General features: G+C 33.7%; 12 protein-coding genes, 2 tRNA genes and 1 pseudogene. 8 read left to right on the top strand and 7 right to left on the bottom strand.

Annotated elements, in window-relative coordinates; all coding sequences use genetic code 11:
• Nucleotides 1–123 precede the first annotated feature (123 nt).
• The 3 genes from lysA to BW939_RS01375 form a co-directional block, all read right to left on the bottom strand.
• Nucleotides 124–1,323: a diaminopimelate decarboxylase gene (lysA, locus tag BW939_RS01385; RefSeq protein WP_076449062.1), complete on the bottom strand. Its 1,200-nt coding sequence runs from the start codon at nt 1,321–1,323 to the stop codon at nt 124–126.
• A gap of 252 nt (nt 1,324–1,575) precedes the next feature.
• Nucleotides 1,576–2,799, bottom strand: a complete 1,224-nt coding sequence (locus tag BW939_RS01380; protein WP_076449061.1) for a 3'-5' exonuclease — start codon at nt 2,797–2,799, stop codon at nt 1,576–1,578.
• A 116-nt stretch (nt 2,800–2,915) separates the two neighbouring features.
• Nucleotides 2,916–4,442 carry a helicase HerA-like domain-containing protein gene (locus BW939_RS01375; protein ID WP_076449060.1) on the bottom strand — a complete coding sequence of 509 codons (1,527 nt, stop codon included), beginning with the start codon at nt 4,440–4,442 and terminating at the stop codon, nt 2,916–2,918.
• A 630-nt stretch (nt 4,443–5,072) separates the two neighbouring features.
• On the opposite strand from BW939_RS01375, the gene BW939_RS01370 reads away from it, so the two are divergent.
• Genes BW939_RS01370 through BW939_RS01360 form a run of 3 tightly spaced genes read left to right on the top strand, consistent with a single transcriptional unit; the run spans nt 5,073 to nt 7,167 of the window.
• Nucleotides 5,073–6,482 carry an MBL fold metallo-hydrolase gene (locus tag BW939_RS01370; protein WP_076449059.1) on the top strand — a complete coding sequence of 470 codons (1,410 nt, stop codon included), beginning with the start codon at nt 5,073–5,075 and terminating at the stop codon, nt 6,480–6,482.
• Nucleotides 6,483–6,848: a rhodanese-like domain-containing protein gene (locus BW939_RS01365; RefSeq protein ID WP_076449058.1), complete on the top strand. Its 366-nt coding sequence runs from the start codon at nt 6,483–6,485 to the stop codon at nt 6,846–6,848.
• A gap of 19 nt (nt 6,849–6,867) precedes the next feature.
• A complete protein-coding gene (locus BW939_RS01360; protein ID WP_076449057.1) occupies nt 6,868–7,167 on the top strand; it encodes a thioredoxin family protein in 300 nt (99 codons plus the stop codon).
• 195 nt (nt 7,168–7,362) lie between these two features.
• Here BW939_RS01360 and BW939_RS01355 read toward each other — a convergent pair whose 3' ends face one another.
• On the bottom strand, nt 7,363–8,115 hold the full coding sequence (locus tag BW939_RS01355) for a nitrilase-related carbon-nitrogen hydrolase (protein ID WP_076449056.1): 753 nt from the start codon (nt 8,113–8,115) through the stop codon (nt 7,363–7,365).
• 96 nt (nt 8,116–8,211) lie between these two features.
• Here BW939_RS01355 and BW939_RS01350 point away from each other — a divergent pair, with 96 nt between their 5' ends.
• From BW939_RS01350 to BW939_RS01330, 5 genes are all read left to right on the top strand, one after another.
• Entirely contained in the window at nt 8,212–8,652 is a 441-nt protein-coding gene (locus BW939_RS01350; protein ID WP_076449055.1) for a DUF6646 family protein, read from the top strand.
• A gap of 104 nt (nt 8,653–8,756) precedes the next feature.
• On the top strand, nt 8,757–10,103 hold the full coding sequence (rseP, locus tag BW939_RS01345) for an RIP metalloprotease RseP (RefSeq protein ID WP_076449054.1): 1,347 nt from the start codon (nt 8,757–8,759) through the stop codon (nt 10,101–10,103).
• 81 nt (nt 10,104–10,184) lie between these two features.
• A tRNA-Asn gene (locus BW939_RS01340) sits at nt 10,185–10,258 on the top strand.
• A gap of 181 nt (nt 10,259–10,439) precedes the next feature.
• Nucleotides 10,440–10,513, top strand: a tRNA-Asn gene (locus tag BW939_RS01335).
• A 289-nt stretch (nt 10,514–10,802) separates the two neighbouring features.
• Nucleotides 10,803–13,319 (top strand): DUF5686 family protein, encoded by a 2,517-nt coding sequence (locus BW939_RS01330; protein WP_105170179.1) that lies wholly within the window; start codon nt 10,803–10,805, stop codon nt 13,317–13,319.
• Between the two features lie 550 nt (nt 13,320–13,869).
• On the opposite strand, the gene rpmA is transcribed toward BW939_RS01330, so the two are convergent.
• The 3 genes and pseudogenes from rpmA to BW939_RS01315 form a co-directional block, all read right to left on the bottom strand.
• Nucleotides 13,870–14,127, bottom strand: coding sequence for a 50S ribosomal protein L27 (rpmA, locus tag BW939_RS01325; RefSeq protein WP_034677604.1), 258 nt, complete (start codon nt 14,125–14,127; stop codon nt 13,870–13,872).
• A gap of 52 nt (nt 14,128–14,179) precedes the next feature.
• Nucleotides 14,180–14,530 (bottom strand): annotated as a pseudogene (rplU, locus tag BW939_RS01320) (50S ribosomal protein L21); the annotation flags it as partial.
• Nucleotides 14,531–14,609: 79 nt separating this feature from the next.
• Nucleotides 14,610–15,503: a GLPGLI family protein gene (locus BW939_RS01315; RefSeq protein ID WP_076449052.1), complete on the bottom strand. Its 894-nt coding sequence runs from the start codon at nt 15,501–15,503 to the stop codon at nt 14,610–14,612.
• Nucleotides 15,504–15,564: the final 61 nt, after the last annotated feature.

Below are 15,564 nucleotides of genomic sequence, written 5' to 3'. Positions count from 1 at the left end.
TTGTCTTGATTTTCAAGAGCAGATATTTAATCTTCAAATATAATGAATTATTAAAGATTCTTAATGAAACAATGATTGTTTAACTAAAAAAAATCCGCAAAATAAAATGCGGATTTTGTATAATTATAAAACTTCAATCTGATTTCTTAAAAGATCTTCAAATTCATCTCTTTTTCTTATTAAATGTGCTTTTCCGTCTAAGAAAAGAACTTCAGCTGGTTTTAATCTTGAGTTGAAATTTGTACTCATTTCAAATCCGTAAGCTCCGGCTGTGTGGAATGCTAATACATCACCTTCTCTTACCTCATTCAGTTTTCTGTCCCAAGCGAAAGTGTCTGTTTCACAAATATTTCCAACGACTGTATAAATTCTTTCTGCTCCTTTTGGGTTTGATAAATTTTCAATCGTATGGTAAGAATCATAGAACATCGGCCGAATCAAATGATTAAATCCTGAATTTACTCCAACAAAAACTGTTGCTGTAGTTTGTTTGATCACATTTGCTTTCACCAATAAATAGCCGCTCTTTCCAACCAAAAACTTACCTGGTTCAAACCAAAGTTCAAATTTCTTACCCGTTTCTTTAGAAAATTCTGAAATAGCTTTTTCAACCTTCTTCCCTAAAGCTTTCACATCGGTTTCCATATCAGTTTCTTGGTAAGGAATTTTGAATCCGCTTCCCATATCCAAATATTTCAGATTCGGGAAATGCTCAGATAATTCGAGCATAATTTCAAGAGCCTGCAAAAATACTTCAGGATCTTTAATTTCGCTTCCGGTATGCATGTGAAGACCTTCCACGTTCAGGTTGGTACTTTTCATGACACGTTCTATATGACGCATCTGGTGAATAGAAATACCAAATTTTGAATCGATATGTCCGGTTGAAATTTTATGATTACCACCAGCGTAAATATGTGGGTTGATTCTTACAAAAATAGGATATGTATTTCCGTATTTATTCCCGAATTGCTCTAAAATAGAGATATTATCTATGTTGATGTGAACTCCGTGCTGCATAGCTTCTTCAATTTCAGCTAAGTCTACACAATTGGGTGTAAATAATATTTTTTCTTTAGTAAAACCAGCTTTTAAACCTAATTTTACTTCGCTAATCGATACGCAATCCAAAGAAGCACCGAGGTTCTTTATGTATTTTAGAATATTGATGTTTGTTAATGCCTTTGCAGCATAAAAAAACTTGGTATGTTTTAAAAAAGAAGAGGTAAGTTTCTCGTACTGAGTTTTAATGGATTCGGCATCGTAAACATACACCGGTGTGCCAAATTCTTGGCCAATCTTTAATAATTCTTTTGGATTCATATTCTAAATTTTACATAAAAAAAGGCAGATTCTTCGAGAAGAGTCTGCCGCAATAATTATTTTATGCAAGGCAACTCTTTTACGTATTCCAAACCTTAGAAAACTTTACAGCTCCCTTTTTTCCGGTTTGTTTATGTTTAAAATTTTGCATTGCTTATTTTTTTCTTTTGCAAAAATAAGATTTATTTTGGGAAAATTTTGTGGTAATGTAATTTTGTGACAACAAAAATTATCTAATTGTAAAATATTTTATTATTTCGGCAGCGGCAAAGTTTCAAAATCGCCTTTAAGTAGAGCTAATTGCAAATCATTGGTAAGATATGATCCGGGTAAAATCAAATCTATTTTCAGTTTTGAAATTTTATTCAAAGTCTGAATTTGGGTAAACAATTCATAAAAACCATAAGAAACTGCTTTTCCGTTTTCTATAATCAAAAACAACTTTTCTCCTAATCTCCTGCCACTTCCCAGCCAAAGTTCGTTGCGTTTTCTGAAATCAATTTTATTTTTAAATGCTTCCACATCTTTGTATTCATCGATATTATTGATAAACTGCACCGCTTTAGAACCTTGCGTGAAAGCTCTGAATTTCAAAATTGGTTTTTCATTTTTATTTAAAGTATTTTTTTCTGCTACATATTTATTATTTCTAAAATAGAGCCCGAAGGGTAAAACATCTCTCTTTTTTATACCTTTCGAGTTTAAAATCAATTTAGCAATAATATCATTTCCAGTGAGTTCAAAATGAATCTGTTCTACATCGCGCTGAATTTCTTCAAATTTCTTCAACTTAGAATTAAAGAGTTTTTTTGAAAATTTATTGATATCCTGAACATAATCTGAAAAAATAATTTTCCCAGATTCGTTTTGGAAATAAACAAATCCTTTTTCGCTTGGCAAATCCTGCGTTAAAAGTTTGATTTTGTTGATGTAAGTCTTTGCGTTGGTCTCTTCGTGCTGCTCCTGAATAATCTCGTTTTCGGTATCTTTTGAAACCAAAAGTTTAAACAATTCTAAGGTCGCTCTGGCGTCACCTTCTGCACGATGGGCATTTACCAAAGGAATTCCTAAAGATTTGACTAATTTTTGCAGAGAATAGCTTTTTTCGTCTGGAATCAGCTTCTTAGCCAAAGGAATTGTATCTAAAGTATTGATTTGATAATCATACCCTAATCTTTGAAACGACTGGCGCAGCATCCTGAAATCAAAATCAATATTGTGCCCAATTAAGGTAGTTCCTTCGGTAATCTCTATGACTCTTTTCGCCAATTCATGAAATTTAGGAGCAGTTTTAACCATTTTTGGGCTTATATTGGTTAATTTTTGCACAAATGGTGTAATATCACTTTCCGGATTCACAAGAGAAATAAACTGGTCTACAATTTTGTGACCGTCATATTTAAAAATGGCGATATCGATAATGCATTCTTTCCTGAAACCTGCACCATTACTTTCTATATCTATAATTGAATACATTTTAATCTTATTTAAGCTTTATACCAAAAATTCTAAATTTTGATAATGCTATTTAATAAAAAGGCAATTCTGCTAAAATAATGAAAATACGTTTAAAAATGCAAAAAGATGAATGATTATCTTCTTCTTCCACCCAAACCGAACATTCCCAAAATTGCTTTTGCACCTTCTCGCATCAAAGTATTGGCAAAAGTTCTACCGGCTCTGCTTTTTAAAACCTGCTCAAACATTCCCGGTTCTTCTTTTATAGGTTTAGTTTTTTCTGTGGGAGCTGAATTTTCAACAGCCTGCTCCATTCTGTTTACCAAAATCTCGTAGGCTGATTCACTGTCTATTGGTTTTTCATATTTTGAAACCAATGCAGATCTTGAAGTTAGTTCAGAAACCTCAGCATCATTCAAAACATCCATTCTTGATTCTGGAGAGATTAGATAGGTGTGAACCAAAGGCGTTGGAATTCCTTTTTCATCTAATGCAGTGATAAAGGCTTCACCGATTCCTAAATTCTGAATTAATTCAGAAGCATTGTAAAACTCAGTAGTTGGATAATTTTCTACGGCTTTTGAAATTTCTTTTTTATCTTTTGCGGTAAATCCTCTCAAAGCGTGCTGAATTTTTAAACCCAATTGAGAAAGTACATTTTCTGGAACGTCACCCGGAATTTGAGTGATAAAATAAATCCCAACTCCTTTTGAACGAATCAGTTTTACCATCGTTTCAATTTGTGAAACCAAAGCCTTGGAAGATTCATCAAAAATCAAATGCGCTTCATCAATGAACAGAACTAATTTTGGTTTTCCGCTGTCGCCTTCTTCCGGAAACGTCATGTAAATTTCAGCAAAAAGCGAAAGCATAAATGTTGAGAATAGCTGCGGTTTATTCTGAATATCTGCAACTCTCAAAATATTAACAACCCCTTTTCCATCTCTTGTTTCCAACAAATCGTGAACATCAAAACTCAGTTCGCCAAAGAAATCTGCGGCTCCTTGCTGTTCTAATGCAACAATCGATCTTAAAATAGTTCCCAAAGAAGCGGATGCAATCGATCCGTAATTGGCTGATAATTCAGCTTTACCTTGAGGGTTATCCGTAACATATTGCAGAACTTTTTTTAGATCATTTAAATCAATTAAAGGCAAACCTTTATCATCGCAATATTTGAAAACGATTGACATGATGCTTTGCTGCGTATCATTCAGTTCTAAAATTTTACTTAACAAAACAGGTCCAAATTCTGTTACAGTAGCTCGCAATTTCACACCTTTGCCTCCGGAAATGCTCATCAATTCCACAGGAAAAGCCTGCGGATTGTAAGGAAGCTGTGTTTTTGCATAGCGTTCTTCAATGATAGGATTCATTTGTCCGGCTTCAGCAATTCCTGAAAAATCTCCTTTAATATCTAAAACCAAAGAAGGAATTCCTGCGTGCGAAAACTGCTCGGCGAAAACCTGAAGTGTTTTTGTTTTTCCGGTTCCGGTGGCTCCGGCAATGAGACCGTGACGGTTAATAGTTTTTAAAGGAATCGTGACATTGACCTCTGTGACAACATCGCCGTCTAGCATTCCTTTTCCCAGAATTATATGTTCTCCTTTTGGAGTATATCTTGTTGAAAGTTCGTCAATAAATTTTGTTTTGTCTGCCATTTGATATTTTTAACATCTAAAGGTAAAATATTTTCTTAAAATATCGGATTTTAGTATTATTAATTTACTAAAATTAATGAGAATTTGATTCTATTTTAATACATAAATCCAATTATGAATTTAAAAATAATATTTTAATTAATTGAAAATCAATATTCTAAATTCTTTCACAATCAATCTTGCGTTTCTAAACGCAACGGGAAACAAAGTCTTTTTCAATACCGAACCCATTATTCTAAAGTAAAAAAAGGTGATAACAATTATTAAACTAGAACAATGTTATAAATGGACAATAGGTTACCTAAAGTAATTTAAAAAAAACATCACAGTATCCTAAAAACAAGTAAAGAACAAAAAAAAATACAGTGTTTAAAACGGCTATTTTATAAAAACAAATCTTGATAAATGAAAACCTAACTCAAAAAATGGGAAGTTAGATAATATGATATAAAACAGCAATTCTTTAAATTTAAGACATTAATCAAAATAAATATTTGACTATCAGAATTTTAAAAACAAAAAAACAACTGACAAATCTTCTATATCGACAGAAACTATCATTCGAGATTATCATTTCTTTATAATAAATTCCTTACTTTGTATCTTTATAATTATTTTAAATAAAAATCAATGAAAATTGAACAAATATATACAGGCTGTTTAGCACAAGGTGCATATTATATCGTATCAGAAAATGAAGCCGCAATTATAGATCCGCTGAGAGAAGTAAAACCTTATCTTGACCGCCTTGAAAAAGACAACGTTACCTTAAAATATATATTTGAAACTCATTTTCATGCAGATTTTGTTTCAGGACATTTAGATTTAAGCAAAAAAACAGATGCACCAATTGTTTACGGACCTACCGCAGAACCAGATTTCGAAGCAATTATTGCTGAAGACAATCAGATTTTTGAAATCGGAAATATCAAAATAAAAGCACTTCACACTCCCGGTCACACCATGGAAAGTACTACTTACCTTTTAATTGACGAAAACGGTGTAGAAACTGCTATTTTCACAGGAGACACTTTATTTTTAGGTGATGTTGGCCGTCCCGATCTTGCCCAAAAAGCCGGAAGCATGACACAGGAAGATCTTGCCGGAATTTTATACGAAAGTCTTCACAGTAAAATTTTGCCTTTGGATGACAGCATTACCGTTTACCCCGCTCATGGTGCAGGCTCGGCTTGCGGAAAAAACATGCAGAAAGAAACTGTGGATATTCTTGGAAATCAAAGAAAAACCAATTACGCTCTGAATCAGCCAGATAAAGAATCATTCATTAAAGAAGTTCTCGACGGACTGACGGCTCCACCGAAATATTTCGGGATGAATGTTGCGATGAACAAAGGTGGTTACGATAGCCTTGATGATGTGATGAACAAAGGCTTAAGCCCAATTGCTGTAGAAGATTTTGAAAGTTTTGCCGAAGAAACCGGAGCCTTAATTTTAGACACAAGAGGTGCCGGTGAATTCCATAAAGGATTTATCCCAAACTCTATCAATATCGGTTTGAAAGGAGATTTCGCACCTTGGGTTGGAAGTCTTATTGTTGACGTAAAACACCCTTTGCTTTTAGTTGCAGACGAAGGAACCGAAGAGGAAGTGATTACGAGATTAAGCAGAGTTGGTTTTGATAATGTTTTAGGATATTTAAAAGGAGGTTTCAATTCATGGAAAAATTCTACGAAACAAATTGATGAAGTGAAAAGGATCTCTCCGACAGAATTTGCAGAACAATTTAATGAAAATTCAAAAATAATTGATGTAAGAAAAATCGGGGAATACTCTGCAGAACATATTGAGAATGCTTACAGCAAACCACTAGACACTATAAGCGACTGGGTTTCTACCATCGATGATTCTGAACATTTCTTTTTGCATTGTGCTGGAGGTTACAGAAGCATGATTGCCGCAAGCATCCTTAACTCTCACGGAATCAGAAACTTTACTGAAATAGAAGATGGATTCAACGGAATAAAAAAAACAGAAAAATTGCCTACATCTGATTTTGTTTGTCAGTCTAAAACTCTTTAAATGAAAATATTTCTATTTGGAATTATTCTTGCTGCATTTTTCTCACTGAATGCCTGCAAAACCACGTCTATACAACAAAACATACCCAAAACCTATATTAAAGAATTGGTAAAAAATTCTGAAACTATTTTGGTTGACGTAAGAGTTCCGGAGCAGTTTGCAGAAGGAACGGCAAAAAACGCCATCAACATTCCTTTAGCAGAAATTCAGAACAAAGCAGAATCTCTGAAAGGGAAAAAGGTTGTGGTTTTTTGCAACAAAGGATTTCAGGCAGATGATGCCGTAGAAATCTTAAAAAAGAACGGTATTGAAGTGTATGACGGCAAAACTTTAGATAATATTAAAGCCATTCAGAATTTAAAGTAAAAGATTAAATTAAATCATTATGTCACAAAAATTTCAGGAACTTATAGAATCAGAAAGACCCGTCTTGATCGACTTTTTCGCCACATGGTGCCAACCTTGTAAAGTACAGTCTTCAGTTTTGAATACTGTGAAAGAAAACGTGGGCGACGGTGCAAGAATTGTAAAAATAGATGTTGATCAATATCCTGCAATTGCTTCTCAATATGGCGTGCGTGGCGTTCCTACATTGGCGGTTTTCAAAAAAGGAGAATTGCTGTACAAAGAAAGTGGTGTGCATGATGTGAACCGTTTGACACAGCTTTTGGAGCAGTATATTTAGCTTTAGGTTGAAAAATGCAAATTTATTTGCAAAGATGAATGCCGAAATCCTGAATGTGAAAATACAGCCACGAATGCACGAATGTAATTGTTGCTTTTTTACTTAAATGAAATTTTAACACCAATTTAGATCTAGAAATTTGTGCATTAGTTGCAAAAAATCTGTGGAAATATGTGAAATCCGCGGTTAATTTATCTAAAACTTAATTTCAAAATCATCCCGGTCATTCAAAAACTGAAAGTGATTTCTAAAGTCTTTCAATTCTTCTAAATTGAATTCTGCAGTAACTAAATTACTCTTTTTCTCTGCCATTTCTTTTCCGTCGGCAAAAAAACAATGCGAACTTTCCTGATAAAGAAGACCATTCCCATCGGTACCAATTCTATTTAAACCAAAAACATAAGAGAGATTTTCTATAGCCCGAGCTTTAAGTAAGTGTTCCCATGCTCCTACTCTTTTCTCAGGCCAGTTGGCAACGTATAAAATTGCATCATAATCATTATTATTTCTGGCAAATACCGGAAACCTAAGATCGTAGCAAATCTGCAGCAGAAAACGAATTCCAAGATATTCTACAATCACTCTTTCTTTTCCGGGTGTATAAATTTTATCTTCTCCAGAGAAGGAAAACAAATGTCTTTTATCATAGAAATTAACTTCACCATCAGGTTTTACAAAATACATTCTGTTAAAAAACAGCCCCTCAACCTCCACAGAAGCACTTCCTGAAAACGCAGTATTTTTTTCTTTTGAAATTTTCTTTAAAAACTCTAGAGATTCTTCATTTTTATCTGAAACCTCAGCGGCATCCATGCAAAAACCTGTGGAAAACATTTCGGGCAAAAGAAACAAATCGGCTTCCTGATTTTGAAGCTGATTTTCAATTAATGTAAAGTTTTCATGTTTATTTTTCCAGACGATGTCGAAATTCAACCCTGTAATTTTCATAAGTATTCCAATAAAGTTTTTAAAATTACGTTTTTTAGATTAGAATCGGTTTTAATTTTGCTTCCAAAAAAAATATTTAACTTTAAAATATAGACTATGAAGAAATTGTTTTTAATGATGATTATCCTTTTTTCAGGCTTAGCAGTTCAAGCTCAGGCCTACACGGGAAGTGGCGACCAAAAAGTAAATGCGGGACTGAGTGCTTGGGGCTACGGAACCGGAATTGCGGGAACTTACGATTACGGAATCAATGATCTGATCTCAGTAGGAGCCGGACTCAATGTTTATTTTGAAAACTTCAAAGATAATAACAGCGACAATCGCTTTTTTGCCTTCGGAAGAGTGAATTTTCATTTGAATAAAACGCTTCAACTGCCGGAAAAGCTTGACATTTATCCAGGTGTAGACGTTGGGGTTTTGCATAGAGAGTTCGGAATCGGTGCTCACATCGGTGCGAGATATTTTTTCACTCAGAACATTGGAGTTTTTGCAGAAGTCGGCAACAATGGCAGCCTAGGTGTCTCATTTAATTTTTAAATTTTGCATTAAGATATGACAAAGCTTCTCATTTAGAGAGGCTTTTTTATTTGGCATCCTTTTGATAATTGTTACCTTTGCAACTTATAATTTAAAAATAATTAATGGAAATAGCAATTAAAGTGTTTCAATTTATATTGAGCATTTCTATTTTAGTGATCCTTCACGAACTTGGGCATTTCTTACCCGCAAAATATTTTAAAACCAAAGTAGAAAAATTTTACTTGTTCTTCGATCCTTACTTTTCTTTAGTTAAGAAAAAAATTGGCGAAACTGAATACGGAATTGGCTGGCTTCCTTTCGGAGGTTACGTAAAAATTGCAGGAATGGTGGATGAAAGTATGGACACTGAGCAACTGAAACAGCCTGCTCAACCTTGGGAATTCAGAGCGAAACCTGCTTGGCAGAGATTGATTATCATGCTTGGAGGTGTTACGGTAAACTTTTTCTTAGCATGGTTAATCTATTCTTGCCTACTCGGAAATAATGGCGAAAATATTTTTGAAACTGAAAGAATGACCACACCACTGCACTATACTGAGGCAGCAAAGAAAATGGGTTTTCAAGATGGTGATAAAATTTTAAAAGTAGATGGCAAAACTCAGAAAGACTTTAAAAAACTGGCATTAGACGTTTTATTAAGTGATGAAATTACTGTTGAAAGAGGCGGAAAAGAAGTTACTTTCCCTACAAACGATGACGGAAAAGCTATGGCTTTTAACGACCCTGAACCGAAAGCATTCCTTACCCCAAGGCTAAGTCCTATTGTAGATACAATTGCCATAAAGGAAGTAAGCAACGCTGGATTAAAGCTTGGAGATAAAATCTTAGAAATAAACGGTAAAAAAATTAGCTTTTTTGACGAGTTGAAACCTTTAGTAATTCCTCAAGCAGGAAAAATGGTTGCGTTAAAAGTTTCAAGAAATAATGAAATTGTTGATTTGAAAGTTCCTGTATCTAAAGAAGGTGTTATTGGAATTCTTCCTTATAAAGAACTAAAAAAATACAACAACCACGTTGAATACAGCTTCGCAGGTTCTATAAAAAGAGGCTTTACTCTTACAATTGAAAGTTTAACATATCAGATTAAGCAGTTTAAACTGATTTTTAATAAAAAAGTTCAAGGCTATAAAAAAGTAGGGGGTCCATTAGCAATTATCAACAAAATGCCTGTTGACAAAGATGCGTCTGGAAACGTTTCTATAAACTGGACAGATTTTTGGGCGTTCACTGCTATGTTTTCGGTTTGGTTGGCCTTCTTAAACTTAATTCCTATCCCAGGATTGGATGGAGGTCACGTTATATTCACTTTATATGAAATGATTGTAGGAAAACCAGTTCCTCAAAAAGTATTGGAAAATGCTCAGATGGTAGGCGTTATCTTCCTGTTAGGCTTAATGATACTGATTTTTGGAAGCGACATATTCAAAATGGTAACGGGAAGTCTTTAATTTTTTTTAAAAAAAATAATAAAAAAACTTGCGTGGTTTAAATATCAGTCCTATATTTGCACCACCTAAAAATAGGGACATTCCTCCTTAGCTCAGTTGGTTAGAGCATCTGACTGTTAATCAGAGGGTCCTTGGTTCGAGCCCAAGAGGAGGAGCAAAAAAGACTTACAGTAATGTAGGTCTTTTTTGATTTTAATACTTTCCTATTTCCATTTATTTTAAAATTTAAATTCCTGAAAAATAATCTGATAGCACTTTTCGGGTAATTTTAATTAAAAAATATTTGCTTGATATTAATTTTCATATTATATTTGCACCACCTTAAAAGAGGGACATTCCTCCTTAGCTCAGCTGGTTAGAGCATCTGACTGTTAATCAGAGGGTCCTTGGTTCGAGCCCAAGAGGAGGAGCAAAACCACAATCTACAATGATTGTGGTTTTTTGTTTTACATTCTATTTCTACTTTGTCTCCAAACAATGGATATTGTATCAATCTAAAAATCTATAGCCTTCGCAAAACGAACAATCTCATTAAAAAAGATTGACCATAATAAACTTTTACACTCATACAATATGAAGAATATTTTTTTCGTTACATTTGCACCTTAATAATCAGAAACAAAAGCTGTTGAATATATTTTAGTTTACAAAATTTATAGCACGCTTTTTGTTTAAGCTAAATGCTCGATGAACCAAATGATGTCTACAAAGATTTATAATTTTTTTTTCCTTACAATTTCCCTCTTTACCACAGGCTTTTTTTTTGCCCAAACTTCCGTTTCAGGAAAAATTACAGATTCAAAAACCAATAAAGATCTCATAGGAGTCACTATTTTTATCAACGATAAAAAAACACCCATTTTAAACACAAAAACAGCACAATTTAATATTGTTGCCGATACCATCATTTACAAAATTCGTTTTGAAAGAAAAAATTATTCTGCCTACGAAACAAATAGTATAGAAGGCACTCTGGATATCAAACTCTCTCAAGATAAAGAAAGCGCAATTGCAGAAGTTGTTATTAAAAACAGCAAGCAGAAATACAAAAGCAAAAAAGAGAATCCCGCCTATGCTATCATGCAAGAAGTTTGGAAGCGCAAAAGAGATAACGGACTCGAAAAATTCAACAGCTACAGCTATAAAGAGTACGAAAAAATACAGTTTGACGCCAACAATATTGATAGCGCTTTTATGAATCGAAAGGTTTTTAATAAACTTGATTTTATCTTTGAATACGCAGACTCTACCGCCAACGGAAAAATGGCTTTACCTGTATTTCTTAATGAATCTATTTATGAAAATTATGGTGTAAACCAACCAACCAAAAAAACAAAAAAACTTCTTATTGCACAAAAGACATCTGGTTTTCAAGACAACCAAGTTGTTGCAATCACTGCAAAAAACCTTTATCGTGATATTAATATTTATGATAATACTTTAAATTATTTCGACATAGGATTTCCTAGTCCTGTTGGCACAGACGGCTTCAGTACGTATGACTACAATATTAACGATACAGTTTCTATTAGCGGAAACAGAGCCTACAGAATACGTTACGAACCACGCAGGAAAGATGTCTTGGCATTTCAAGGATATTTGTATATCGATACAGAAACCTACGCAGTATTATCTGCCACATTGAAATCAACCAGTAAAATCAACGTTAATTTCATCAATTCAATTTCCACCGAACTTGAATACAGCAATCCTGATGACGAAACTTTTTTACCAAAAAAAGTGATTACCAAGATAGAGCTAACACCTTTTGCAAAAAAGAAAAACAGCAAAAGCCTTATAGCCAAACGATCTGTTGATTACTCAAATTATCAATTTAATCAATCTTTAGCTGATGAAGTATTCACAAGAAAAAAAGAAGAATACGACGATAATTTTGTGAAAAAAAATGATGAATTTTGGGCTACAGCTAGACCAGATTCCCTTTCAAAACAAGAGCAAGGCGTTTATGAAATGCTCGAAAAACTTCAGGAAACCCCCAAATTTAATAGAATTGTAAAAATATATGAAACAGTAGCTTCAAGATATTACAACATCACAAAAGGCATTGATTTAGGACCAATCACTTCAATTTACGGCAAAAACGAAGTTGAAGGAGATAGAATAAGAATTGGAGCAAGAACTTATTTTACTCAAAATGATCCCTGGAGACTTGAATTTTATAATGCTTACGGTTTCAAAGACCAACAATACAAATACGGTGTTGAAGGACGCTATATGTTTAACCGAGTTAATCGTTTTATGATTGGTGGAGGCACCAAAAGAGACATCACACAACTTGGGGTACAGTTGACCACTGAAGACGGAATTCTTTCCCGTTCATTCGCCTCATCAACGGTTTTTGCAAGAGGAGAAAACGCATCATTGAGTTCAGTAATCCAAACAAGCTTTTTTACATCAATAGAACCCTGGAAAAACTTTCAAGTAAGAGTAGATGGTACTTTGCAGAGTATAAAATCTGCCAACCCTGAAGATTTTAATCTAATGTACACTCTGAACGGAAATTTAAGAAGAACCGCAAATGATTCTCACGTTACCATCAGCTTAATAGCAAGACCGGGAGCAAAATTCTCACAAACCGGTGTAGATAGGTATGAACACAGTACGCTCGCGCCAACTATTGTTTTGAAATATACCCGAGGAATTGAGGGCTTATTTAATGCAGATTTCAATTACAACAAACTGCAGTTTATGTTTTACAAGCCGATGATTCTCGGAAGCTGGGGAAAAACTTTTCTAAATTTTGAAGCTGGGAAAAACTTTGATACTGTTCCATTGGCTTTGCAGAATATTATTCCTGCCAATCAAAGCTACGGTTTGGTACCCAATACTTTTGCACAGCTGAATTATTATGAATTTGTTGCAGACACGTATTCCACTTTGCACATAGAGCATCATTTCAATGGCAAGATACTCTCTTTTATTCCTTTAATTAAGAAACTTAAATTGAGAGAAGTTGCATTCATAAGAGGTGCTTATGGAAGCCTTAGCGACGCCTCTAAAAACATCAATTTAGACAATCTGAAATACTCGGCTCCAGATCAGCAAATCTATTACGAATATGGTTTTGGAATTGAAAATATCGGTTTCGGAAACGTTAGAATCATCCGTGTAGATTTCAATTGGAGAGGCAATTATCTAGACAGACCAGATGCCTCTAAATTCGGAATTAAGGCTGGTTTTCAGTTTAATTTTTAATCGCAGAAGACATTTGAAATCTAAACTTCTGAAGTATCTGATATTTCCATAATATTGAGAGTTTCTGCCGGAATATTTTCTTGTACAAAATACTTATTTTTTTGTTTAATAAATGTATAGCTGTTCATACTTAATTTTAAATTCAAAAACATTTCCCTAAGTTATTGAATATGTTGTTTCCTGATACACCTATCCAATCAGCTTATGCGCAGCATCATTTTCACCAAAGATCAATTCCCAGATTTAATCTCATTTTATTTAAATTCCTCTGAAATTGCCGACACCTATATAAAAAACTTATTCTATCTATTTTTTTATTATATAGTATAAGATTTTATTATCTAATATTTCCAAATTGATGCAAGCAATTATTAATTCCTGAAAAAGCAAACCATATTATTACAATATTCGGAGATATCAACCTCAAAAGGATTTTTTACAATTTATTATGAAGTGAAAAACTACTATTTCAAGTAAAGGCACAATGTAAAGCACAAAAAATCCCCAACAAAAATGCTGAGGATTTTATTTTTATAAAACGCTTTTTGAATTATGCGTTCGGCTCAATAGATACGTAAGATCTGTTGTTTGCTTTCTTTCTGAAGACAACTTTACCGTCTACAAGAGCGTGCAAAGTGTGATCTTTACCCATACCAACGTTTTCACCTGGGTGATGTTGAGTACCTCTTTGTCTGATAATAATGTTACCAGCAATAGCGTCCTGTCCACCGAAAATCTTCACACCTAATCTTTTAGAATGAGATTCTCTACCGTTTTTGGAACTACCAACTCCTTTCTTGTGTGCCATTTTATTTTAAGGTTTTTTGGTTAAACAATTATTCTGCGGCAGCTTCCTCAGTCTTAGGAGCTTTTTTCGCTTTAGTTTCTTTTTTAGCTCCGTCAAAACCTGTAATACCAGTGATTTGAATCTGAGTTAATGACTGTCTGTGACCGTTCTTTACCTGATAACCTTTTCTTCTTTTCTTTTTGAAAATGATTACTTTATCAGCTTTTACGTGGTTTAGAATCTCTGCTTCTACAGTGATTCCGCTTACAGCTGGGGCGCCTACAGTGATTGCTCCGTTTACAGTAAGAAGAATTTTATCAAAAGATACTTTTCCTCCTATGTCTCCTGCCAAACGGTTCACAAACAACTTCTGGTCTTGCTCAACTTTATATTGAAGCCCTGCTATTTCTACAATTGCAAACATTGTTTATAAATTTTTAGTTATTTCGAGGTGCAAATGTACTGATTATTTATTGATTAACAAGATGATTTTTAGAAATTTTCTATTTTTTGTGAACATTAAGTTCCAGATGATTGTTGTTTCTTTTAAATTCTTCGGCCAAAGATTCTTCGTAGTATTTGATGATTTCTGCATTATCTCTTATCGTTCGGCCATCCCCAAAACTTACTTCCATCCTAGTATTTGGGCTTGAAAGTTTCTGTTTGATGTCTTTTGCAGGATCGTTTTTGTAAGACAGATACAACTTTTGGTATTGAGAAGGGTTTATTTTCACACCTTTCACTTCATTTTTTGCTTCTTTTCTCAATGCTAAAATTAAATCCCAAGATTGATCTTCCTTTTTTAATTTTTTACTGCCTTTCAATAAAAATTGGTGAGACTTTGTCTTATCTTCCAGTTTTACAATTAATCCTGGCAAACCATGAAATTTATATGGCCCGTCTGGAAATGGTAAATCTTTGGAAAACCATGCTTCCCAAGTTCTTCCTCCAAATTTTGTTGTTGCTCTCTGGCAATTATAATTTTCAATCTTTGCGGTTTCTGGTAAGATATTCCACTTAATTTCAGTTTTTTCCTCTACATTCAAATCTGAATCTTGTAGTGCTGTAAACCAATTGATTTTAAAATTGGGATAAGATTTTTCAACTACATAATCAATATTCCAATCCTCAATATTCGATGTTATACTATAATTACCAAGAGTGACATTTCGTTGTTTTGCAATTGAAACATTGTCGGCAGAATCACTCGCAAACTTTGCCTGACCGTAGAAATAAGATTTTGCAGGCAAAATATCTAGATTCACAAACTCCTTTTTGAGACTGTCGGTTCTCGTAGAATCTTTTCTCGAGTGATATTCGTAAATAAAACGGTTTCCTTGCGCTGAAAGATGAATAACAAAGAAAATTGCTATTAGAAACAAGACTTTTAATTTCATTATTTGTTGATTTAATTTATATCTTAACGAAATTTTAACGGAAATATTTTATTTGTACTTT

Source organism: Chryseobacterium piscicola (assembly GCF_900156685.1).
GTDB lineage: Bacteria > Bacteroidota > Bacteroidia > Flavobacteriales > Weeksellaceae > Chryseobacterium > Chryseobacterium piscicola.
Note: the sequence above shows the minus strand (reverse complement) of the source record. Positions and strands in the feature narration are given on the sequence as shown.

Excerpts from the sequence above, each read along its gene's own strand:
- BW939_RS01380 (WP_076449061.1), bottom strand. The coding sequence starts at position 2,799 with ATGTATTCAATTATAGATATAGAAAGTAATGGTGCAGGTTTCAGGAAA.
- BW939_RS01375 (WP_076449060.1), bottom strand. The coding sequence starts at position 4,442 with ATGGCAGACAAAACAAAATTTATTGACGAACTTTCAACAAGATATACT.
- rseP (WP_076449054.1), top strand. The coding sequence starts at position 8,757 with ATGGAAATAGCAATTAAAGTGTTTCAATTTATATTGAGCATTTCTATT.
- rpmA (WP_034677604.1), bottom strand. The coding sequence starts at position 14,127 with ATGGCACACAAGAAAGGAGTTGGTAGTTCCAAAAACGGTAGAGAATCT.
- BW939_RS01365 (WP_076449058.1), top strand. The coding sequence starts at position 6,483 with ATGAAAATATTTCTATTTGGAATTATTCTTGCTGCATTTTTCTCACTG.
- BW939_RS01330 (WP_105170179.1), top strand. The coding sequence starts at position 10,803 with ATGTCTACAAAGATTTATAATTTTTTTTTCCTTACAATTTCCCTCTTT.
- BW939_RS01315 (WP_076449052.1), bottom strand. The coding sequence starts at position 15,503 with ATGAAATTAAAAGTCTTGTTTCTAATAGCAATTTTCTTTGTTATTCAT.
- BW939_RS01360 (WP_076449057.1), top strand. The coding sequence starts at position 6,868 with ATGTCACAAAAATTTCAGGAACTTATAGAATCAGAAAGACCCGTCTTG.
- BW939_RS01370 (WP_076449059.1), top strand. The coding sequence starts at position 5,073 with ATGAAAATTGAACAAATATATACAGGCTGTTTAGCACAAGGTGCATAT.
- BW939_RS01350 (WP_076449055.1), top strand. The coding sequence starts at position 8,212 with ATGAAGAAATTGTTTTTAATGATGATTATCCTTTTTTCAGGCTTAGCA.
- lysA (WP_076449062.1), bottom strand. The coding sequence starts at position 1,323 with ATGAATCCAAAAGAATTATTAAAGATTGGCCAAGAATTTGGCACACCG.
- BW939_RS01355 (WP_076449056.1), bottom strand. The coding sequence starts at position 8,115 with ATGAAAATTACAGGGTTGAATTTCGACATCGTCTGGAAAAATAAACAT.